This window comes from Streptomyces sp. (assembly GCF_019510245.1).
GTDB lineage: Bacteria > Actinomycetota > Actinomycetes > Streptomycetales > Streptomycetaceae > Streptomyces.
The window spans coordinates 17,538-39,337 of the sequence record NZ_JAEKKT010000183.1 but is presented as its reverse complement, the minus strand read 5'-3'; the positions used below and the strand labels follow the sequence as shown (position 1 = coordinate 39,337).

20 protein-coding genes are annotated in these 21,800 nt (G+C 72.7%); 12 read left to right on the top strand and 8 right to left on the bottom strand.

The annotated features are described in order from the left end of the window. From JF597_RS36970 to JF597_RS36960, 3 genes are all read right to left on the bottom strand, one after another. On the bottom strand, positions 1–676 hold a 676-nt coding region (locus JF597_RS36970; protein ID WP_294005835.1), incomplete at its 3' end, for a methylmalonyl-CoA mutase family protein. Further along, a complete protein-coding gene (locus JF597_RS36965) occupies positions 676–2,481 on the bottom strand; it encodes a methylmalonyl-CoA mutase subunit beta (RefSeq protein ID WP_294005833.1) in 1,806 nt (601 codons plus the stop codon). The genes JF597_RS36970 and JF597_RS36965, both read right to left, overlap by 1 nt. Positions 2,482–2,594: 113 nt before the next feature. Then, complete coding sequence (locus JF597_RS36960) at positions 2,595–3,092, bottom strand: MarR family transcriptional regulator (RefSeq protein ID WP_294005831.1); 498 nt, start codon at positions 3,090–3,092, stop codon at positions 2,595–2,597. Between the two features lie 100 nt (positions 3,093–3,192). Here JF597_RS36960 and JF597_RS36955 point away from each other — a divergent pair, with 100 nt between their 5' ends. Beyond that, positions 3,193–3,708: a YceI family protein gene (locus tag JF597_RS36955; protein WP_294005829.1), complete on the top strand. Its 516-nt coding sequence runs from the start codon at positions 3,193–3,195 to the stop codon at positions 3,706–3,708. 44 nt (positions 3,709–3,752) lie between these two features. Here the strand turns inward: JF597_RS36955 and JF597_RS36950 are convergent, their stop codons facing one another. Beyond that, the gene (locus JF597_RS36950) at positions 3,753–5,450 is read right to left on the bottom strand and encodes a hypothetical protein (RefSeq protein WP_294005827.1); all 1,698 of its coding nucleotides are present in this window, start codon (positions 5,448–5,450) and stop codon (positions 3,753–3,755) included. A gap of 292 nt (positions 5,451–5,742) precedes the next feature. Between JF597_RS36950 and JF597_RS36945 the strand changes: the two genes are divergently transcribed. Further along, on the top strand, positions 5,743–6,132 hold the full coding sequence (locus tag JF597_RS36945) for a cell division protein SepF (RefSeq protein ID WP_294005825.1): 390 nt from the start codon (positions 5,743–5,745) through the stop codon (positions 6,130–6,132). 93 nt (positions 6,133–6,225) lie between these two features. On the opposite strand, the gene JF597_RS36940 is transcribed toward JF597_RS36945, so the two are convergent. Continuing rightward, positions 6,226–6,705 carry a hypothetical protein gene (locus tag JF597_RS36940; RefSeq protein WP_294005843.1) on the bottom strand — a complete coding sequence of 160 codons (480 nt, stop codon included), beginning with the start codon at positions 6,703–6,705 and terminating at the stop codon, positions 6,226–6,228. On the opposite strand from JF597_RS36940, the gene JF597_RS36935 reads away from it, so the two are divergent. The 3 genes from JF597_RS36935 to JF597_RS36925 all read left to right on the top strand — a co-directional run bounded on the left by JF597_RS36935 (position 6,623) and on the right by JF597_RS36925 (position 8,808). Then, complete coding sequence (locus tag JF597_RS36935) at positions 6,623–7,828, top strand: ATP-binding protein (protein WP_294005840.1); 1,206 nt, start codon at positions 6,623–6,625, stop codon at positions 7,826–7,828. The two genes, JF597_RS36940 and JF597_RS36935, sit on opposite strands and share 83 nt — an antisense overlap. Beyond that, positions 7,825–8,154 carry a nucleotide pyrophosphohydrolase gene (locus JF597_RS36930; RefSeq protein WP_294005823.1) on the top strand — a complete coding sequence of 110 codons (330 nt, stop codon included), beginning with the start codon at positions 7,825–7,827 and terminating at the stop codon, positions 8,152–8,154. The genes JF597_RS36935 and JF597_RS36930 overlap by 4 nt, the downstream gene beginning before the upstream one ends. Positions 8,155–8,349: 195 nt before the next feature. After that, complete coding sequence (locus JF597_RS36925) at positions 8,350–8,808, top strand: DUF6099 family protein (RefSeq protein WP_294005822.1); 459 nt, start codon at positions 8,350–8,352, stop codon at positions 8,806–8,808. A gap of 175 nt (positions 8,809–8,983) precedes the next feature. On the opposite strand, the gene JF597_RS36920 is transcribed toward JF597_RS36925, so the two are convergent. Next, on the bottom strand, positions 8,984–9,172 hold the full coding sequence (locus tag JF597_RS36920; protein WP_294005820.1) for a hypothetical protein: 189 nt from the start codon (positions 9,170–9,172) through the stop codon (positions 8,984–8,986). Positions 9,173–9,418: 246 nt separating this feature from the next. On the opposite strand from JF597_RS36920, the gene JF597_RS36915 reads away from it, so the two are divergent. The 4 genes from JF597_RS36915 to JF597_RS36900 all read left to right on the top strand — a co-directional run bounded on the left by JF597_RS36915 (position 9,419) and on the right by JF597_RS36900 (position 15,592). After that, positions 9,419–10,342, top strand: a complete 924-nt coding sequence (locus JF597_RS36915) for an LLM class F420-dependent oxidoreductase (protein WP_294005818.1) — start codon at positions 9,419–9,421, stop codon at positions 10,340–10,342. Positions 10,343–10,441: 99 nt separating this feature from the next. Continuing rightward, positions 10,442–11,368 carry a DUF4232 domain-containing protein gene (locus JF597_RS36910; protein ID WP_294005816.1) on the top strand — a complete coding sequence of 309 codons (927 nt, stop codon included), beginning with the start codon at positions 10,442–10,444 and terminating at the stop codon, positions 11,366–11,368. 187 nt (positions 11,369–11,555) lie between these two features. Next, positions 11,556–13,049, top strand: coding sequence for a 3' terminal RNA ribose 2'-O-methyltransferase Hen1 (locus JF597_RS36905; protein ID WP_294005814.1), 1,494 nt, complete (start codon positions 11,556–11,558; stop codon positions 13,047–13,049). Then, the gene (locus tag JF597_RS36900; RefSeq protein WP_294005812.1) at positions 13,046–15,592 is read left to right on the top strand and encodes a polynucleotide kinase-phosphatase; all 2,547 of its coding nucleotides are present in this window, start codon (positions 13,046–13,048) and stop codon (positions 15,590–15,592) included. The genes JF597_RS36905 and JF597_RS36900 overlap by 4 nt, the downstream gene beginning before the upstream one ends. Before the next feature lie 18 nt (positions 15,593–15,610). On the opposite strand, the gene JF597_RS36895 is transcribed toward JF597_RS36900, so the two are convergent. After that, positions 15,611–16,510 carry a hypothetical protein gene (locus JF597_RS36895; RefSeq protein ID WP_294005810.1) on the bottom strand — a complete coding sequence of 300 codons (900 nt, stop codon included), beginning with the start codon at positions 16,508–16,510 and terminating at the stop codon, positions 15,611–15,613. Continuing rightward, entirely contained in the window at positions 16,507–17,640 is a 1,134-nt protein-coding gene (locus JF597_RS36890) for an SPFH domain-containing protein (protein WP_294005808.1), read from the bottom strand. The genes JF597_RS36895 and JF597_RS36890 overlap by 4 nt, the downstream gene beginning before the upstream one ends. Positions 17,641–17,767: 127 nt before the next feature. On the opposite strand from JF597_RS36890, the gene JF597_RS36885 reads away from it, so the two are divergent. The 3 genes from JF597_RS36885 to JF597_RS36875 all read left to right on the top strand — a co-directional run bounded on the left by JF597_RS36885 (position 17,768) and on the right by JF597_RS36875 (position 21,668). Further along, positions 17,768–18,991 (top strand): arginine deiminase, encoded by a 1,224-nt coding sequence (locus JF597_RS36885; RefSeq protein WP_294005805.1) that lies wholly within the window; start codon positions 17,768–17,770, stop codon positions 18,989–18,991. Positions 18,992–19,104: 113 nt separating this feature from the next. Beyond that, positions 19,105–20,112: an ornithine carbamoyltransferase gene (gene argF / locus JF597_RS36880; RefSeq protein WP_294005803.1), complete on the top strand. Its 1,008-nt coding sequence runs from the start codon at positions 19,105–19,107 to the stop codon at positions 20,110–20,112. 116 nt (positions 20,113–20,228) lie between these two features. Beyond that, positions 20,229–21,668, top strand: a complete 1,440-nt coding sequence (locus JF597_RS36875) for an amino acid permease (protein WP_294005802.1) — start codon at positions 20,229–20,231, stop codon at positions 21,666–21,668. Positions 21,669–21,800 lie beyond the last annotated feature (132 nt).

Sequence of the window (21,800 nt, the reverse complement as noted above, 5' to 3'; positions counted from 1 at the left end):
GCTGCGAGGTGTAGGCGAAGATGTCGGAGATGATCCGCATCGACGGCTTCGGCGGATAGATGTAGGTGTTGCGGACCATGAACTCCTTGAGGATGTCGTTCTGGATGGTCCCGGCCAGCTTCTCGGGCGGTACGCCCTGCTCCTCCGCCGCCACGATGTAGAGGGCGAGGACGGGCAGGACCGCGCCGTTCATCGTCATCGACACGGTCATCCGGTCGAGGGGGATGCCGTCGAACAGTTGGCGCATGTCGTAGATCGAGTCGATGGCCACGCCCGCCATGCCGACGTCACCGGTCACCCGCGGGTGGTCGCTGTCGTAGCCCCGGTGTGTGGGCAGGTCGAAGGCGACCGACAGGCCCTTCTGGCCGGCCGCCAGGTTGCGCCGGTAGAACGCGTTGGACTCCTCGGCGGTGGAGAAGCCCGCGTACTGGCGGATGGTCCAGGGCTGGTTGACGTACATCGTCGGGTACGGGCCGCGCAGGTACGGCGCGATGCCCGGGTAGGTGCCGAGGAAGTCCAGGCCCTCCAGGTCACGGCCGGTGTAGAGCGGCTTGACCCCGATGCCCTCCGGGGTCTCCCACAGCGGCAGGTCACAGCCGGCCGCCCGCCACTCCTCGGCGTCGCCCGCGGTGACGGGGGTCCCCAGTTCGATGCCGGAGAAGTCGGGGATTCCCATCAGGACACTCCCATGCGGTCGAGGGTCTCGGACAGCACGGCCACGGCGTCGCAGCCCGCGAAGACGTACGAGTCGACACCGGCGAACTCGCCCCGGCCCGCGAGGACGACGTGCCGGGCACCGGCCGACTTCAGCGACTGGGCGGTCTGCTCGGCCTGTTCGGCGTAGAGCGCGTCGCTCGAGCAGAGCACCGCCTCGGTGGCGCCGCTCTCCTCGAAGGTGCCCTCGGCGACGGGTTCGATGCCGCCGGCCTGGAAGAGGTTGGCGGCGAAGCCGGCGCGGGCGGTGTACGCGACGGCGGGGCCGAGCGTCGCCAGGTAGATCCGGGGGCGGCTGCCGGTCGCCGCGAGGTGGGCGTCCGAGCGGGCGCGCAGTTCCTCGAAGGCCTCGTCGCGGCGGACCCGGGGGAGGCCGCCCGACGGCGGCTCCGGGGCGGGCTCGCGGACCACCGGCTTCTCGGCGAGGAACGGGAACTCGCTGACGCCGGTGACGGGTTCGCGGCGCTTGGCGAGCTTCTTGGCCCGCTCGGCCCAGGTCGTCGCCAGGTCGGTGCGCAGGCGGCCGGAGCGGAGGACGGCCGCCTGGCCGCCGTCGCGCTCGACGGTCCGGAAGAACTCCCAGGCCGCCTGGGCGAGTTCGTCGGTGAGCTTTTCCACGTACCAGGAGCCGCCCGCCGGGTCGATGACCCGCGCCAGGTGGGACTCCTCGATGAGGATCGTCGAGGTGTTGCGGGCGATCCGGCGGGCGAAGCCGTCCGGCAGGCCGATCGCGTGGTCGAACGGCAGCACGGTGACGGAGTCGGCGCCGCCCACCCCGGCGGCCAGCGTCGCGACCGTCGTGCGCAGCATGTTCACCCACGGGTCGCGGCGGCTCATCATCACCGGCGAGGTGACGGCGTGCTGCACCTGGGCGCCCGCGTCGGCCGCCCCGCTCACCTCGGCGACCCGCGCCCACAGCCGGCGCGCGGCGCGCAGCTTGGCGATCGTCAGGAACTGGTCGGCGGTGGCCGCGTACCGGAACTCCAGCTGCGCCAGGGCCTCTTCGATGCCCAGCCCGGCCTCCGTCAGCTCCCGCAGATACGCCACACCGGTGGCCAGCGAGGCACCCAGTTCCTGTGCGGCCGAGCCGCCCGCCTCGTGGTACGGCAGCGCGTCCACGGTCAGCGCCCGCAGCCCCGGGAATCCCTCGGCGCACCGCTTCGCCAGCTCCGCGACGGGCGCGAAGGGGAGGGCGGCGCCGGTGCGCGCCTCGTACCCGAGCGGGTCGGCGCCCAGGTTGCCCCGTACGGCCTTGGGGTCGACGCCCTTCTCGTCGTACAGCCGGAACAGCTCGGCGGCGGCCGCCCCGGCCTCCCGGCCGGCGTCGAGGACGACCGGCGCCAGGTCGAGGTAGACGCCCTCCAGCGCCCGGCCCAGTGCGCCGACGGGGATGCCGCCCTCGCCCAGCACGAGCCAGAGCGAGGTGACGCCGTTCTCCAGGTCGGTCAGGACCGCGCCGTCGGGAGCCGCCGCATGCCGCTGCCGTACGTCCCAGCCGCCCGCGACGCCGCCCTCGGGACGGCCGCCGCGCACGTACGGCGCGAAGCCGGGCAGCCCCGGGTCGGGTGCGGAGTCGCGCGCGGTGTACAGGGGGCGGGCGCGCAGCCCGTCCTCGAGCGTCGTGGACAGGGCGTCCTCGGCGGCCTCGCCCGAGACTTCCCTGCCGGACTTGCGCAGCACGCCTTCGACCAGGCGTTGCCACTGCTCTTGCGTCGCGTCAGGGAACTCGGCGGCCAGTGAGAGCCCGTCGTCAGGCAGGACCGTCATGCTCGGATGCTAGGGCAGAGCGCCAAAAGTGCACGGGTGGCAGGGCTGTGACCTTGCCCTCTCCGTGGCTGTGACCTGCGCCTCCCGGGGGTGAAGTGGCCGGATTCGTACGGTCAGGGCGTGTCGTCGGCGAGCTGTGGGATCAGCGCGCACAGCGCCTCGCGCTGCTCCGGACCGATGACGTGGCCGACCGCCTGCCCGACCGTCTCGGCGAGGGTGGCGGAGACGTCCTGGATCTGGTGGCGGGCCTTGTCGGTGAGGGCGACCTCGATGCCCCGTCTGTCGCCGCAGGCGGCCTTGCGGGTGACGAGGCCGGCGTGGTGGAGGCAGGCGATCTGGTAGGTGAGGCGGGTCTTGGGGCGGCCCAGCAGCTCCGCGATCCGGGTCATGCGCAGACCCTCGCGCGGCTGCTCGGCCAGCAGGCACAGGATCAGGAACTCGTCGTGCGAGACGTCCAGCGTCTCCTTCACGACCGACCGCAGCCGCTGCTCCACCGCACCGGTCGCGGCCAGCAGCAGCATCCAGGCGCGCAACTCGGCGGGGAGCAGTCCGCCGCCCGCGAGTGACGGGCATTGCGGCAGCTCGGCGGGGTCTTCCTGGGCGGCGGCCATGGCATCGAGTCTACCTGTTGTCCAAATTTGGATATTGGGCTAGCGTGCAGCCGTACCGTAGTCATCCAAATTTGAACCACCAAGGAATCGGAGTACGGCCATGACCGTCACCGTGGAAACCGGCCTCTGGCAGCTCGACCCGACCGCCTCCGCCGTCGCCGTCCGGCACAAGTCCTTCTGGGGTCTGGTCACCGTCAAGGGCACCTTCACGGGCGTCACCGGCCGGGGCGAGGTGGCCGCCGACGGCACCGCCACCGGCACGCTGGTGATCGACGCGGCCACGCTGGACACCAAGAACAAGAAGCGCGACGACCACCTGCGCTCGGCCGACTTCTTCGACGCGGACAACCACCCGGAGATCACCTTCGCGGTGCGCGGCGCGCAGCGGGGCGCGGGCGACACCGTCCAGGTCGACGGTCAGCTCACCGTCCGCGGCATCAGCAGGCCGCAGCAGGTCACCGCGAAGCTGGTCTCGGCCGACGTCGACGGGCTGACGCTGGAGGCCGAGTTCCAGGTGGCGCGCGAGGAGTTCGGCGTCACCTTCAACCAGATGCGCATGATGGGCGGCCCCACCACGGTGACCGCCACCCTCCGCTTCACCCGCACGGCGGCCTGACGGGGCGTCCGGCGGAGCCCACAGCGGGCCGTCCGGCGGAGCCCTCAGCGGGCCGTCCGGCTGATCTTCACGTCCCGGCTGGACAACGTCTGCGGATCCGCGGTGAAGGCGCGCAGCCGGATCCGGGTGCTCGGCTTGACGGGGATGCCGAACCTGCCGTTCGACGGCCTGAGTTCGACGCTCGCCGTGGCGTGCCCGGGGATCGTCGCCGGACCCCGCACCAGCAGCCAGTACTTGCTCATGCCCTGCCCGGTGGTGAGCGTGTAGTGCGGGGTGAGCGGCACGCTCCCCGTGTTGGCCACCTTCAGCGTCATCGCCCTGACCACCGCGGCCTGGCGCCCGTCCCGCCGCAGCGCGGTGATCTCCATCCGCAGCGGCGGCCGGCCGGACACCGCGAGCGCCGCGCTCACCAGCGCCGGGGCGAGCAGCAGGACGACCGCCAGGGCCAGGGCGGGAAGGCGGCGGGGGCCGCTCAGCAGGCCCGGCCGCGGCTGCCAGGCGTGCTCGAACTCGGACAGCGGGGCGGTGACGGCCGCCGCCAGCCACAGCGGGGTCATCAGCAGGTAGTAGCCGTCCTGGGAGCGGGTCGCCAGGAAGAAGGCGAGCCACGGCAGCACGGTCGCGGCCGGCCCGAGCCGGCGTACGAAGAGCACGAACAGGGCCAGCAGGGCCGCCGCGAGGAGCATGCTCGCGTGCGAGTACCAGTCGATGCGGTCGCTGCCGTTCGTGTAGTAGAGCGTGATGTCCACCAGTCCCTGGCCGTGCACCACGGCGCCCTGGGTGAGCGGCAGCGCGATCCCGCGCAGCCAGCGGCCGGGCTCGGAGGCGATGAAGTACGTGTTGATCAGCAGCCACACCGTGACGGCCACCCCGGCGATCCGCAGGACCACCAGTGCGGCGGCCCGGCCGCCGAGTTCCCCGCGCCGCACCGCGTAGATGCCGGCCAGCAGGAACGGCGTGACGAACCACGGCAGTTGCTGTGCCGCACAGGCGGCCCCGAGGCACGCGGCCCGCGCGATCCCGGCCGATCCCAGCCGGCCGCCCTGCCCGATCCGCGGCCAGCGCACCACCACCGGGATCAGCAGCGCCAGGGCGATGACCGCCGGGTAGCCGACCCGGGAGTACGTGGAGAGGAAGCCGAAGCCCAGGCAGCTCAGCGTCGCCGCCGAACGCCACGGCACCGGGAGCATCCGCCACAGCACGACCGTGCCGGCGATCAGGGCGCCCGCGCACACCGCCGTCGCGGGGGCGCCGTGGTGGCCGAGCCACAGCAGCGGGACCGTCAGCAGCGTGGCCAGCGGGGGATAGCCGTAGGTGTAGTCGTAACTGCCGCCTATCGTCGGCGTGAGGGCGACGCCCTTGCCGCCGAACAGCCACGGCCAGGGCTGTCCGTACACCGGGTGGCCGGCGACGAGTTCCCTGGCGGCCTGGGTGGTCAGGACGCCCTCGTCGCCGCCGCTGTGGTTCAGCACCCAGGCGCACAGCGCCAGCGTCACCGCCGTGACCAGGACCACCAGGTCGAGGCGGGCCAGCGACCGGGTGCTGCGGACCGTCAGCGTCAGCACGCCGGTCACCAGGATCGAGACGTAGCAGAGGGAGATCAGGGCCGCGAGGACCTGGTGGTGCGTCACCGCCTGCGTCCACACCGACCGGGTGCCGATGAACAGGCCGATGTCGGCGAGGATGGTCAGGACGCGGTGCCAGGGGGCGGGGGCTCCCGCATCGCCCGGAGCGGCGGACACCGCCGACTGTGTCCGCCGGTCGGGTGTCACCTGTTGTGTTTCTGCCAAGTGCACGGACCGGACGCTAATAGCAGGCGGTGAGCGAGACGTCACGGGAGGAGAAGAGTCCGGTGTGAGGGCGGTAAGAAGCCCCCAATGCGCGGCAATCGCCTGAATAGTGAAAAAATCACTTCTTTCCTGCCGGGGCGCCCGGAAACGCTCGCGCTTCGTGTCGCTGTTGGGCCGAACGGGTGACTTGGCGTAAGAATTGGCTGGTGCAGGCATCGAGTGCGAGTCAGGTCAGGGGGAGCCGGTGAGCCGTTACGACGTCACCGATGAACAGTGGGAGGGGCTCGCCCAGGTGGTGCCGCTGCGAGGCCGCGACGCCTGGCCGTCGGCGGTGGACCACCGGGCGCTGCCGGACGCGGAGACCGAGACGCGCCGCCGTTTCGTCGTCCTGCGGGTCAACGTCTTCGCCGACGCCCGTGACGTCGCCGAGACGCTGATGGCCGGGATACCGGTCCTGCTCGACCTCACCGGCGCCGAGACGGAGGTCGCCAAGCGCGTCCTCGACTTCAGCACCGGCGTGGTCTTCGGCCTGGCCAGCGGAATGCACCGGGTCGACCGCAACGTCTTCCTGCTCACCCCGCCCGGTACCGAGGTCAGCGGACTGATGGAGGGGGCGGGGGTCTCCGGGGGCTGACGACCGGTCGGGGGCCGGTCCGCGGGACGGCCGGCCGTCCCCCGATCGAAGGAAGGGCGGGTGGGCGGAACGGTTCGCCGGGCGGCCGGAGGCCTACGGTCCGCATATGGCCGTGCCCCCCGCCTCGTCCGCGTCCCGCCCCTCCCCTTCCGCCCGTTCCGCTGCGGGCGACACGCCTGCCCCGCCGTCGTCGGCCCCGTCGCCGTTGTTGCCACCGCCGCCCGACGGCACGGGGCCGTCGGTGGCGCCGAACGCGCCGACGGGGCCCGGTGATCCGACTCCCGAGCGGCCCCGCCCGGCACGCTCCGGCGTGCCCGCCGGACCGTCGGAGACCGTGCGCCCGGCGCGGTCTGGTGTGGCTGCCGGGCCGTCGGAGACCGTGCGCCCGGCGCGGTCCGGTGTGGCTGCCGGGCCGTCGGAGACCGTCCGTCCGGTGGGCTCCGGTGTGGCTGCCGGGCCGTCGGAGACCGTCCGTCCGGTGGGCTCCGGTGTGGCTGCCGGGCCGTCGGAGACCGTCCCGCGTGCCCGCTCGGGCAGTCGGCCACCGGCCGCCGCACCGGCACCTGCCCCCACTCCACGTCGTGACCCCCGACCCCGCGTCACCGAGCTTCGGCTCTCCGCCTTCGCCCGGCACCGAGGTGTGACCTTCCCCGTCGGGCAGGTCACCCTGTTCGCCGGGCCCAGCGGGAGCGGGAAGAGCGCGGCGCTCGCCGCCTACGAGGCGCTCGCCCGGCTCGGCGGCGGGGCCGCGCTCGCGGACGTGTTCCCGGACCCGGGCGCGCTGGTGCCGGAGCGGGCCCGGCCCGACGCGCAGCGGCGCCGCGGGTTCCGCATCGGCTGCACGGCCGACGGCGCCGCGGGGCCCGTGCGGCTCGACCTCGCCGTCCAGGCCGAGCCCGAACTGCGCATCGTCGGCGAACGGCTGACCGCGGGCGGCCTCGTGCTCCTGGAGACCGCGCTGCGCGACCCGAGCCGCCCGGCCGTGCAGGCCGCCTGGCACACCGCGGGCTCCGCACCGGTGACCCGGGCCCCGCTCCCCGACGACCGCCTCGGCACCGCCCTGCTGCCGCTGCGCGTCGCCGGGAAGACGGACGGGCAGCGGCAGGTCCTCGCCGCCGCCGAGCAGATGGTCGTCGCCCTGCGGTCGGTCTTCGCCTGCGACCCGCGGCCGGACGGCATGCGCACCCCCGTCCGCACCGGCTCCGGCCGGCTGCTGCGCGGCTGCGACAACCTCGCCGACGTCCTGTGGCGTACCCGCGCCGAATGCGGCCGCCGCCACGGCCTGCTCGTCGACGCGGTGCGCACCGGCTGCGCCGGCCCCGTCGTCGACCTGCTCGCCGAACCGGCCGGCGACGGCAGAGTACGGGCGCTCCTCGACCGCGGCGACGGCCTGCGCACCGAGCTGGAGCGGCTCGGCGACGGCGAACTGCGCTACCTCGCCCTGGCCCTGGTCCTCTTCACCGGCCCCGGCGTCCTCGCGGTCGACGCGCCGGGCGAGGTCCCCGACGCCATGCGCGGCCTCACCGTCCTCGCCGACGGCTTCGACCGCTGCCTCGACCCGGGCCAACGCGCCCAACTCCTGCGCACGGCCGTCCTGATGGGCGAGCGCGGCCACATCCGGCTCGTCGCCGCGGTGAGCGACGCCTCGTGGGCCGAGGGAGCGGAGTCGATCACCGTGGTACACCTGGACGCGTGACCGACGAACCCCTCGACGTGGCCGGACTCCAGCACCGGCTGGCCGAGTTCGCCGCCGCCCGCGACTGGCGGCAGTACCACACCCCCAAGAACCTGGCCTCCGCCCTCAGCGTGGAGGCGTCCGAACTGGTCGAGATCTTCCAGTGGCTGACCCCGGAGGAGTCGTCCCGGGTGATGGACGACCCCGGCACCGCCCACCGGGTCACGGACGAGGTCGCCGACGTCCTCTCCTATCTCCTCCAGCTCTGTGACGTCCTGGACATCGACCCGCTGGCCGCGCTGGCCGCGAAGATCGACCGCAACGAGAAGCGGTTCCCGCCCGTCTGACGGTCCGTCGGGAGGGCGCGGGCGGGGAGCACGGCGCTCCGATTTAACGCTCAGTAGCCAGCACCCCGCCCGAATCCGAATTGTTGTCCACAGATTTCCGTCTTCCCCTGGCTCCATGTCTCAGGAACCCTCACTCTGGGTAGTGAACTACTGAGCGCGGCAAGGCAGTTCGGACCGACGGGGACGGGGCGACGGATGGACGCGATGCGGCTCATCGTGGCGAGCAGACAGGCGCTGGCGCACGGCGCGGGCGTTCCGGAGATGATGACCGAGGTGTGGCAGGCCCAGGCCCTGGCCCAGGCGATCGGCAGCCGGCTGGCCGTCTCCGGGCCGCCCGAGCTGCGCGGCGAGGCCCTCGGCCTGACCGAGCTGGCGGGCCGGGGCTGCGGCGTGCTGGGCACCCCCGACCTGGACCCCGGCACCCTGCGCGCCGCCCAGCTCACCGAACTGGACGACGCCCGTATGACCCTGCTGAGTCTCGGCGGCCTCCTCGCCGAGGCGGGCATCGCGCTGGTCGGCATGGCCAGCGCCGCGGCCGACGAGGCGACGTACTGGCAGTGCATGGAGGCCATCGACGCGGCCGACGAGTCCCGGGACAGGGTCCTGGAGATGCTCCGCAAGCTGGCGGCCAGGGAGGAGGTGCGGGACGGGTGAGCGTTCCGCTCGAAGAGCCGCGAGGCGTCGTCGTTCGTCCGCGGCGCCGTCGTGGCTGAAAACACCGGGGGTGACCGCCCCTTCAGGGGCGCGGGGAACTGCGCGACCGGCCCCCACCGGCCCGCACCCGGCCGACGCACCGGACCGACGCACCGGACCCCGCTCACCTCGGCCGTCAGCCCTGAGGCCTCGGACGTGCCTCCCGGCCGAGACCGGCCTCATCCCTCGCGGGCCGCCGCAGGTCCGCGCCCAGCGCCGAGAGGTCCGCGTTCAGCGCCGCCATGAGTTCCTCCATCTGCTGGAGCAGCCCCTTGGGCTGACCGGAGGAGGGGCCACCCTGTGGTGGAACGGACTCTTCGGACAAGACGGCCTCCTCGGCCCCCCGGCCCGCCGCCGGCAGCAGGCCACGAACGACGCGCGGCGACGGCGACCGTCCGGCGCGGGTGCCGGACGGCCCGGCTCCCCCCACCCAACGATCACCGCACAGCCCGGTCACTGACCCCTGCCGCCCCGTGGTCTGCCCGTTGACGACATTCACCCGGGGTGGTGGACGACCGTGACGGGCGGTTCCGATGCGGTTGACGGGGCAGGGGGCGTGCAGGATAGGTGTATGGACCTTCGTATCTTCACCGAGCCCCAGCAGGGCGCGAGCTACGACACCCTCCTCACCGTCGCCAAGGCCACCGAAGACCTCGGTTTCGACGCCTTCTTCCGCTCCGACCACTATCTGAAGATGGGCGACGTGGACGGCCTGCCCGGCCCCACCGACGCCTGGATCACGCTCGCCGGACTCGCCCGCGAGACCAAGCGGATCCGCCTCGGCACCCTGATGACCGCAGGAACCTTCCGGCTGCCCGGCGTGCTCGCCATCCAGGTCGCCCAGGTCGACCAGATGTCCGGCGGCCGGGTCGAACTCGGCCTCGGCGCGGGCTGGTTCGAGGACGAGCACAAGGCGTACGGCATCCCCTTCCCGAAGGAGAAGTTCGGCCGCCTCGAGGAGCAGCTGGCGATCGTCACCGGGCTCTGGGAGACCAAGCTCGGTGACACCTTCGACTTCCACGGCACCTACTACGACCTCACCCGCTCGCCCGCGCTGCCCAAGCCCGCCCAGGCGCGGATCCCCGTGCTGATCGGCGGCCACGGCGCCAGCCGCACCCCGAAGCTGACCGCACGCTACGCCGACGAGTTCAACATGCCGTTCGCCTCCGTCGAGGACAGCGAGCGGCAGTTCGGCCGGGTGCGGGCCGCCGTCGAGGCGGCGGGCCGCGAGGCGGACGAGCTGACGTACTCCAACGCCCTCGTGGTCTGCGTCGGCAAGGACGACCAGGAGGTCGCCCGCCGCGCCGCCGCCATCGGCCGCGAGGTCGCCGAACTGAAGGAGAACGGCCTGGCCGGCACCCCCGCCGAGGTCGTCGAGAAGATCGGCCGCTACGCCGAGATCGGCTCCCGCCGCTTCTACCTCCAGATCCTCGACCTCTCCGACCTAGACCACCTGGAGCTGATCTCCGCGCAGGTCCAGTCGCAGCTGTCGTGACCGGCCGGGGTCGCGCATCCGGCCGGCTGTGACACGGCTGTGACCGGAGCTATGGCTTCCGTCACGGTCGCCCGGCGTCCGCCCTGATGAGGTGGCCGGATGCGCAGACCCCGCCCCCGTCTCCTCGCCCCTGCCGCCGTCCTCCTCCTGGCCACGGCCTGCGGCACGGAGCACACGGCCACCGGCGGCGGAGCGGGCGCGGCCGTCCCGGCACCCCGCGCCACCGTCACCGACCCCCCGGTGGACGGCGTCCGGATCACCTCGGTCACCATCCCCGCCGCCTCCCCGACCCCGTCCGCCGCCCCGGGCACGGTGCACGCGGACCGGCTGCCCGGCGACTCCGGCATCTCCGCCGCCTACCAGGTCAGCAACGACGGCGACCAGGCCATGACCTACACCGTGCTCTTCGACTTCACCACGGACACCGGCGCGGTCATGGCCCACAAGGAGGTGACCGTGCCCGGGGTCGGGCCGGGCCGCAGCACCCGCGGAACCGTCGAACCGGGCGTGCTCGCCCCCGGCGCCTCCCCGGTGACCCGGGTGAAGGTGGCCGAGGTCACCAAGGTCCCCGCCGACGAGGCACCGGCCGAGACAGGTGCCTGCCCCGCCTCAGGTGTCCGGCTGTGGGCCGACGACGGCGACGCCGCGATGGGCCTGCGGGTGGTCGGACTCCACCTGGAGAACTGCGGGAAGCGGGACTACGAGCTCGACGGCTACCCCCGGTTGAGCCTGTTGGACGAGAACCGCCGGCCCGTCGACGGCATCCGCGTCCTGCACGGAGGCGCCGCCATCGCCACCGGAACCGGCTTCGACGACCCGCCGGGCCCGCTGGCCCTGAAACCCGGTGAGGCCGCCCTCTCCGGCCTGATCTGGCGCAACACGACCCTGGCGGGCACGGCCGTGAACGTGCCCTACGTCCGGGTCCTGGCCAAGCCGGGCGCCGCGCCCGTCACCGTCACCCCGGGCCTGGACCTCGGGACCACGGGCAAGCTCGGCGTCGGCGCCTGGAAACGGGCCGACGGCTGAGCGTTCCGCCGGGAGCGCCGCGACATGCCGTCAGCCGACTGCGGCACCGTCGTGGCTGGTCGCGCAGTTCCTCCCCCCGCAGAAATTCCGCGCACCCGCCCCGCGAACCTAGGTACGTTGGGACCACGGACAAGCGCACGACCAGCGCTTTCGCGCCCTTTCCAGACCCTTTTCGAGGCGACCCACCGTGTTCCTGACGATCACCACCACCGGCACCCCCGAACGTCCCGCGACCGACCTCGGGTTCCTGCTGCACAAGCACCCCGGCAACGCGCAGACCTTCACCACCTCGCACGGCATCGCCCATGTCTTCTACCCGGAGGCGGACGCCGGGCGCTGCACGGCGGCGCTGCTCCTGGAGGTCGACGCGGTGGCGCTGGTCCGGCGCGGCAAGGGCAAGGGACGCGGCGGAGCACCCGACGCGGCACTCGCGCAGTACGTCAACGACCGCCCGTACGCGGCCTCCTCACTGCTCGCCGTGGCGATCGGCAACGTCTTCTCCAGCGCGATGCGCGGCGTGTGCAGGGCCCTCCCCGAAGCCCCGGCGCAGCCGCGGCCGTTGCGCGTCGAGGTGCCCGCGCTGCCCGCCCGCGGCGGCCCCGACCTCGTACGGCACCTCTTCGAGCCGCTCGGCTGGACGGTGACCGCCGAACCGGTCGCGCTGGACGCCGAGTTCCCGGAGTGGGGCGAGTCGCGGTACGTCCGACTCGTCCTGGAGTCCGGGACGCTGACCCTCTCCGAGGCGCTGCGCCACCTCTACGTCCTGCTCCCCGTCCTCGACGACGCCAAGCACTACTGGGTCTCCGCCGAGGAGGTCGACAAGCTGCTGCGCGCCGGCGAGGGCTGGCTGCCCGGCCACCCCGAGCAGAAGCTCATCACCAGCCGCTACCTCTCCCGCCGCTGGTCGCTGACCCGGCAGGCGATGGAACGGCTGGAGCTGGTACGGCTCGCCGAGGCCGACGACAGCGAGGTCGAGGAGATCGACAACGCGGTCGAGGAGGAGACGGAGACCGAGCAGAAGCCGCCCCCGCTCGCCGTGCAGCGCCGGGAGGCGATCCTGGACGCGCTGAGGCGCTCCGGCGCCGCCCGGGTCCTCGACCTCGGCTGCGGCCAGGGCCAGTTGGTGCAGGAGCTGCTGAAGGACCCGTCCTTTACCGAGATCGTCGGCGTCGACGTGTCGATGCGGGCGCTCACCATCGCCTCCCGGCGGCTCAAGCTGGACCCCATGGGGGAGCGGCAGGCCGCCCACGTCAAGCTCTTCCAGGGCTCGCTCGCCTACACCGACAAGCGGCTCAAGGGGTACGACGCCGCCGTGCTCAGCGAGGTGATCGAACACCTCGACCTGCCGCGGCTGCCCGCCCTGGAGTACGCCGTGTTCGGCGCCGCCCGCCCGCGCACGGTCCTCGTCACCACCCCGAACGTCGAGTACAACGTCCGCTGGGAGACCCTCCCCGCCGGCCACACCCGGCACGGCGACCACCGCTTCGAGTGGACCCGCGAGGAGTTCCGCTCCTGGGCCCGCCGGGTCGCCGAACTCCACGGTTACGACGTCGAGTTCATGCCCGTGGGACCGGACGACCCGGAGGTCGGCCCGCCCACCCAGATGGCCGTTTTTGACATAAGCGCAGCCGACACGAGCACAGCCACCGCACGCGCCGCGAAGGAGGAGAAGGCGGCATGACCGAGACACAGCGCACCGGACGGGTCCTCCCCGTCACCGACCTCTCCCTGGTCGTCCTCGTCGGCGCCTCCGGCTCCGGCAAGTCCACCTTCGCCCGACGCCACTTCAAGCCGACCGAGGTCATATCCTCCGACTTCTGCCGGGGCCTGGTCTCCGACGACGAGAACGACCAGAGCGCCACCAAGGACGCCTTCGACGTCCTGCACTACATCGCCGGCAAGCGGCTCGCCGCCGGCCGCCGCACGGTCGTCGACGCGACCAGCGTCCAGCAGGACTCCCGGCGCCGGCTGATCGACCTGGCCAAGCAGTACGACGTGCTGCCCGTCGCCATCGTCCTCGACGTGCCCGAGGAGGTGTGCGCCGAACGCAACGCGGCCCGCACCGACCGCGCCGACATGCCCCGCCGGGTCATCCAGCGCCACATCCGCGAACTCCGCCGTTCCCTGCGCCACCTGGAGCGTGAGGGCTTCCGCAAGGTGCACGTCCTGCGCGGTACCGAGGAGATCGAGTCGGCGACCGTCGTCACCGAGAAGCGGTTCAACGACCTGACCCACCTCACCGGCCCCTTCGACATCATCGGCGACATCCACGGCTGCGCGAGCGAACTGGAGCTCCTGCTCGCCAAGTTGGGCTACACCGACGGCGTCCACCCCGAGGGCCGTACCGCCGTCTTCGTCGGCGACCTCGTCGACCGCGGCCCGGACAGCCCCGGCGTGCTGCGCCGGGTGATGTCGATGGCCGGCTCCGGCAACGCCCTGTGCGTGCCGGGCAACCACGAGAACAAGTACGGCCGTTATCTCAAGGGCCGCAAGGTCCAGCACACCCACGGACTCGCCGAGACCATCGAGCAGATGGCCGGCGAGAGCGACGAGTTCCGGGCGCAGGTACGGGAGTTCATCGACGGACTGGTCAGCCACTACGTCCTCGACGGCGGGAAGCTGGTCGTCTGCCACGCCGGGCTGCCCGAGAAGTACCACGGCCGCACCTCGGGCCGGGTCCGCTCGCACGCCCTGTACGGCGAGACCACCGGGGAGACCGACGAGTTCGGCCTGCCGGTGCGCTACCCGTGGGCCGAGGACTACCGGGGCCGGGCGGCCGTCGTCTACGGCCACACCCCGGTCCCGGAGGCGACCTGGCTGAACAACACCATCTGCCTGGACACCGGCGCCGTCTTCGGCGGCAGGCTGACCGCGCTGCGCTGGCCGGAGCGGGAGCTGGTCGACGTACCGGCCGAGCGAGTCTGGTACGAGCCGGCCCGCCCGCTGCTCACCGAGGCGCCCGGCGGCCAGGACGGACGCCCGCTGGACCTGGCCGACGTCCACGGACGCCGCGTCGTCGAGACCCGTCACCAGGGCCGGATCGCGGTCCGCGAGGAGAACGCCGCGGCCGCCCTGGAGGTGATGAGCCGCTTCGCGATCGACCCGCGGCTGCTGCCGTACCTCCCGCCGACCATGGCACCCACGGCCACCAGTCACGTGGAGGGCTACCTGGAGCACCCTGCCGAGGCCTTCGCCCAGTACGCGGCGGACGGGGTCGCCCGGGTGGTGTGCGAGGAGAAGCACATGGGCTCGCGGGCGGTGGCGCTGGTGTGCCGGGACGCGGAGGTCGCGCACAAGCGCTTCGGTGTCGCGCCCGGCCCGACCGGTTCCCTGTACACGCGTACCGGACGCCCGTTCTTCGCCGACGAGCCGGTGACCGAGGAGATCCTCGGCCGCATCCGCGCCTCGGTCGACGCGGCCGGCCTCTGGGACGAACTCGGCACCGACTGGCTGCTGCTCGACGCCGAGCTGCTGCCGTGGTCGCTGAAGGCCTCCGGGCTGCTGCGTACCCAGTACGCCGCCGTGGGCGCCGCCTCCGGCGCGGTCTTCCCCGGTGCGCTGGCCGCCCTGGAGCGGGCGGCGGCGCGCGGTGTCGAGATCGGTGAGCTGCGCGACCGGCAGCGTGAACGCGCCGCCGACGCGGCCGCTTTCACCGACGCCTACCGCCGCTACTGCTGGACCACCGACGGCCTGGACGGGGTGCGCCTCGCCCCCTTCCAGATCCTCGCCGTCCAGGGCCGCAGCCTCGCCGCGCTCCCGCACGACGAGCAGCTCGCCCTCCTGGACCGGCTGGTCGAGCACGACCCCACCGGCCTGCTGCAGACCACCCGCCGACTGCACGTCGACACCGGCGACCCGGAGTCGGTACGGGCAGGCGTCGACTGGTGGCTGGAGATGACCGGCCGGGGCGGCGAGGGCATGGTCGTCAAGCCGGCCGGCGCGGTGGTCCGCGACCCGCAGGGCCGGCTGGTGCAGCCCGGCATCAAGTGCCGCGGCCGGGAGTACCTGCGGATCATCTACGGCCCCGAGTACACCCGCCCCGACAACCTCACCCGCCTGCGGGGCCGCTTCCTCAACCACAAGCGGTCCCTGGCGATCCGCGAGTACGCCCTCGGCCTGGAGGCCCTTGACCGCCTCGCGGACGGCGAGCCGCTGTGGCGGGTGCACGAGGCGGTCTTCGGGGTCCTTGCCCTGGAGTCGGAGCCGGTGGACCCGCGACTGTGAGCGGCGGACCCCGGCCGGTCAGCCGACCAGCCGGAGCCGCCGCCCGCACGTCCCCACCCGGACCGTCTGCCCCCAGGTCAGCTCCAGGGCGTCGGTCTCGATGCCGTCGCCGAAGGCGATGAGGCGGTCCGACTCGACCGTGAGGGTCAGGGCCGCCGAGGCCGTCAGTGCGCCGGCCACCAGGGAGGTCCCGGTCGCCGGTGAGGGCCAGGCCTCGCGGACGAACCAGAGGAGGCGGTCCTCCGTGGGAGCGGGCAGCGGGAGGCGGGCACCGCGCTCCTGCCACACCGAGCGCAGCCAGCCGGTGGCCCCGGTGCCCGTGCCCACCAGCACCCCGGAGGACGCCTGGGCCTCGACGACACCCCCGTCGTTCTCGAGGCCCAGGCGGTATCGGGCGGTCTGATGACCGGCGGCACCGAGGTAGATCTCGTTGAGCGCCACGAGCCGCTGGGTGTCGTCGGCGACCGCCTCGACCATCGTCAGCTCGTCGGCACCCGTGGCCGTGGCGCCCACCGAGGCCAGCAGGACGGGCGCCTGCTCCGGGCGGTGCCGTACCAGCACCCCCGGGTTGCGGCCGGGATCGGTGTCGATGCCGATCACCGGCTGGCCGTCCAGGTACTTGGCCACGTTCGCCACCAGCCCGTCCTGGCCGACCACCACGACCACGTCCTCGGGCGCGAACAGGAAGCGGTCCAGGTCGGCCCGCTCGACGCCGGCCCGGCGCCAGGCCAGCGGCACCGCGGAGGTCACCTCGGCGAGCGCCCGCCGGGTGCGCCGGTGGCGTTCGGCGACCTCGGCCATGTCCCGGCCCCGGGAGGCGAGGAAGAAGGCGGCCTGGCCGTGCGTGCCGTGCCGGGCCACCAACTCCTCGTACTCCGTGGTCCGGTGGACCAGCACGGCCCGCGGCGCGAGGCTCACTCCCGCTCCCCGCCCAGCCTGGCGAGCAGCCCGGTCAGCACGTCGGGCGACACGGTCACGCTGTCGATGCGCGGCAGGTTCTCGGCGAGCCGGGCGCCGGTGAGGGCGTGCAGCGTGGCCACGTCCGCCTCGCCGTGCACCCGCAGCCAGGCCGCCTGCGCCGCGGCCCGCGCCTCGCCGACCTCCCGGGCCCCCACGGCCTCGGCCCGCGCCAGCGTGACCGCCCGGGCCGCCTCCGCCTCGCTCACCTTCGCGGACCGGGCCGCCTCCGCCTCCGCCAGCCGGACCGTGCGCGCCGCTTCCGCGTCCGCCAGCTTCACGGCCCTCACCGCTTCCGCCTCCGCCAGCTTCACGGACCTGGCCGCCTCCGCCTCCGCCCGGACCGCGTCGGCCGCCGCGTGCTCCTCCGCCTCGCGCCGCGCGTTGGTGCCCCGCTGCTCGACCAGCTGTTCCTCGCGGCGGGCCAGTTCGATCTGACTCGCCAGCTCGTTCTCGGCTATCGCCCGCTCCCGCTCGACGGCCACCGCGCGCCGCTCGTACGTCGCACGGTCCGCCTCCTGCTGGATCTGCTCGCGGGCCGGGGTGCGCAGCGCCCGCTCCACCTCCGGCTCCGGCCGCAGGGCCATCACGCGGACGGCCACCACCTCGATGCCGGTGGCGGGCAGCCGCGGCTCCCCGGCCAGGCCTGCCGCGATCCGCTCCCGGACCACCGCCACCCCGTCGACCAGCGCCTCCGCCAGCGGGGTACGGGCCAGCGCGTCCAGTGCGTGCTGCTGGGCCGTCTCGGTCAGCAGGGTGCCCAGCTGCTCGAGCGGGGTGCCGCGCCAGACGCCGGTGTCCGGGTCGATGGAGAAGTCGAGACGGGCGGCCGCCACGGCCGGGTCCCCGACGCGGTAGGTGACGGTCGCCTGGACCGCCACGTCCTGGAAGTCGGCCGTTCGGGCGTGGAAGGTCATCGCCAGTTCCCGGTCGTCGACCGGGACCTCGGAAATCGCCGCGGTGAGCGCGCGGAACCAGAAGCTGAGCCCCGGCCCGTCGTGCAGCAGCCTCTCGCCCCGGTGGTGTCTGACGTGCGCCGTCGGCGCGCCGCGCAGATGGCGCCAGCCCAGGCGCCGGGTGATGTCGGCCATCGGATCCGCCCCCTCGCTTTTAGAGTCAAGTTGACCATAATCTCGGTGCCTATTTGTCGTCAAGAGGACGAGAACAAGAAACGTCGAGCCGGGGGTGAACACGGTCGCCGATGGTCAGGATGGAGGCATGGGATTCCACGTCGACTCCGAGGCCGGGCGGCTGCGCCGCGTCATACTCCACCGGCCGGATCTGGAGCTCAAAAGGCTCACCCCGAGCAACAAGGACGCCCTCCTCTTCGACGACGTCCTCTGGGTGCGCCGGGCCCGGGCCGAGCACGACGGCTTCGCCGACGTGCTGCGCGACCGCGGGGTAGCCGTCCATCTCTTCGGCGACCTGCTCGAAGAGGCACTGGAGATCCAGGCCGCCCGCACCCTCGTCCTGGACCGGGTCTTCGACGAGAAGGAGTACGGCCCCCTCGCCACCGACCACCTGCGCGCCGCCATCGGGAAACTGCCGGCGGCCGAGCTGGCCGAGGCGCTGGTCGGCGGTATGACCAAGCGGGAGTTCCTGGCCGCCCACGAGGAGCCCACCTCGGTCCGCTTCCACGTCATGGACCTCGACGACTTCCTCCTCGAACCGCTACCCAACCACCTCTTCACCCGCGACACCTCCGCCTGGGTCTACGACGGCGTCTCCATCAACGCCATGCGCTGGCCCGCCCGGCAGCGCGAGACCGTGCACTTCGAGGCGATCTACCGGCACCATCCGCTCTTCCGTGGCGAAACGTTCCACGTCTGGTCGGAGGGACAGGCCGCCTACCCCTCCACCATCGAGGGCGGCGACGTCCTGGTGATCGGCAACGGCGCGGTCCTGATCGGCATGAGCGAGCGCACCACCCCGCAGGCCGTCGAGATGCTCGCGCACAAGCTGTTCGCGGCCGGCTCGGCGCAGACCATCGTCGCCCTGGACATGCCGAAGCGGCGCGCCTTCATGCACCTGGACACCGTGATGACGATGGTCGACGGCGACACCTTCACCCAGTACGCAGGGCTCGGCATGCTCCGCTCGTACACCATCGAACCGGGCGCCGGCGAGAAGGAGCTCAAGGTCACCGACCATCCGCCCGAGCACATGCACCGGGCGATCGCCGCCGCCCTCGGCCTCAGCGAGATCCGGGTCCTGACCGCCACCCAGGACGTGCATGCGGCCGAGCGCGAGCAGTGGGACGACGGCTGCAACGTCCTCGCCGTCGAACCCGGGGTCGTCGTCGCCTACGAACGCAACTCCACCACCAACACCCATCTGCGCAAGCAGGGCATCGAGGTGATCGAGATCCCGGGGAGCGAACTGGGGCGGGGGAGGGGCGGGCCACGGTGCATGAGCTGCCCGGTGGAGCGGGATGCCGTGTGACGCGTGACATGTGACATACCACAGAGCCCAGCTCAGGCGACCGTATAGAAATGTGGAACATCGTATAGACTTCCAAGGTCCCTGAAGCCGACCCCGACCGCTGGAGCGCCCCCATGGCGACTGTCCCGACCGCCCTCGCCGGCCGCCACTTCCTCAAGGAGCTGGACTTCACCCAGGAGGAGTTCCGCGGGCTGGTCGAGCTGGCCGCCGAGCTGAAGGCGGCCAAGAAGGCCGGGACCGAGACGCAGTACCTCCGCGGGAAGAACATCGCGCTGGTCTTCGCGAAGACCTCCACCCGCACCCGCTGCGCCTTCGAGGTCGCCGCCGCCGACCAGGGCGCGGCCACCACCTACCTCGACCCGGCCGGCTCGCAGCTCGGGCACAAGGAGTCGGTGAAGGACACCGCCCGGGTCCTCGGCCGCATGTACGACGCGATCGAGTACCGCGGGCACGGCCAGGGCGTCGTCGAGGAGCTGGCCGCGTTCGCCGGGGTGCCCGTCTACAACGGCCTCACCGACGAGTGGCACCCCACCCAGATGCTCGCCGACGTGCTCACCATGACCGAGCACAGCGACAAGCCGCTCACCGACATCGCCTTCGCCTACCTCGGTGACGCCCGCTACAACATGGGCAACTCCTACCTGGTCACCGGTGCCCTGCTCGGCATGGACGTCCGGATCGTCGCGCCCCGCCTGCTGTGGCCGGACGACACCATCGTCGAGCTGGCCCAGCAGCTCGCCGGCGCGTCCGGCGCCCGGATCACGCTCACCGAGAACGTGAAGGACGGGGTCCGCGACACCGACTTCGTCGCCACCGACGTCTGGGTGTCGATGGGGGAGCCCAAGGAGGTATGGGACGAGCGCATCGCACTGCTCGGACCGTACGCCGTCACCATGGACGTGCTGCGCGCCACCGGCAATCCGGACGTCAAGTTCCTGCACTGCCTGCCGGCCTTCCACGACCTCGGCACGGTCGTCGGCCGCGAGATCCACGAGCGGCACGGGCTGACGGAACTGGAGGTCACCGACGAGGTGTTCGAGTCCGAGCACTCGGTCGTCTTCGACGAGGCCGAGAACCGGATGCACACCATCAAGGCCGTGCTGGTCGCCACACTCGCCTGACCAGCCCCGTTCATTGCCCCTATGCTGTGCGGCGGCCCGGCACCACCCCTCGCCGGAGCCGCCGCCGCGACCGACCCCGGATCGCCCCCGCACCACCAGAAACGAGCACCACCCGCATGCCCCGCATCAAGTCCCCCCACCTCCTGATGGCCGAATCAGGCGCCGACCGGGAGGGCCACGGCCTCCGCCGCACCATGGGCCTCTTCCAGCTGATCTGCTTCGGTATCGGCGCCATCGTCGGCACCGGCATCTTCGTCGGCCTCTCCGACTCGGTGGCCCAGGCCGGTCCGGCCGTCGTCGTCTCCTTCGTCCTCGCCGCGGTCACCTGCGTCTTCACCGCCCTCTCCTTCGCCGAGCTGGGCGGCGCGATCCCGGTCTCCGGATCGTCGTACTCCTTCGCCTACGCCGGCCTCGGCGAGTCCACCGCGTTCCTGGTCGGCTGGTGCCTGCTCCTGGAGTACGGCGTCTCGATCTCGGCCGTCGCGGTCGGCTGGAGCCAGTACGTCAACGAGCTGCTGCACAGCCTCACCGGTCTCCAGCTCCCGCACGCGCTGTCCGCGGGTCCCGGCGACGGCGGGATCGTGAACCTGCCCGCCGTGATCGTGATCGCGATGGCCGCCTTGCTGCTGGTGCGCGGGGTCCGCGAGAGCGCCCGGGCCACCGCCGCGATGGCGGCCGTGAAGCTGGTCATCCTGCTCGCGTTCTGCGCGATCGGCTTCAGCGCCTTCAAGGACGGCAACCTCGTCCCGTTCTCCCCGGCGGGCCTCGGCGGCATCGGCGCGGGCACCACCGCCGCGTTCTTCTCGTACATCGGCTTCGACGCGATCACCACGGCCGGCGAGGAGGCGAAGAACCCGCGCCGGGACATCCCGGTCGCCATCCTCGTCTGCATGGGCCTGGTCACCCTGCTGTACTGCGCGGTCGCGCTGGCCGCCATCGGCGCCATCGGCGGCGACCAGGTCGCGGGCCGTCCCGCCGCGCTCTCCTACGCCGTCAACCAGGTCACCGGGTCCACGATCGGCGGCGGTGTGATCGCCTTCGGCGCGGTCGTCGCCATCGCCTCCGTCGTCCTCGCGGTGATGTACGGCCAGACCCGCATCCTGATGTCCATGTCCCGGGACGGTCTGATCCCGCGCGTCTTCGAGAAGGTCTCCCCGAGGACCGCCACCCCGGTCGCGGGCACCCTGGTCGTCGCGGCCGTCTTCGCGCTCCCGGCGGCCTTCGCCTCCCTGGACGCGGTGATGAACCTGTGCACCATCGGCACCCTCGCGATCATGGCCGTGGTGAACATCGCGGTGATCGCCCTGCGCCGCCGCGAACCGGCCCTCGCCCGCACCTTCCGGGTGCCGCTCTACCCGGTCGCTCCGCTGCTGGGCGTCGCCTTCTGTCTCTACCTGATGTACGAGACCGGGTGGACGACCTGGATCCAGTTCGCCGTCTTCCTGGCCGTGGGCCTACTGGTCTACGTCGGCTACGGGCGCCGGAACTCCACGCTGGTCAGAGGCTTGGGCGAGAGCGCGGACGCTGTCCCTGAGCGGGAGCCGCAGGCCGTCTGAACCGCAGAGTGGAGACTGAAGCGGATCTCCACACTGGTTCGGACCGGACCACAAGGTGAGGTGCGCAGCCATGAGAGCAGCCACGGATCTCGGGTCCGCCGCCGGCGCACCGTCCTGCGGTCGTTCGCCAGC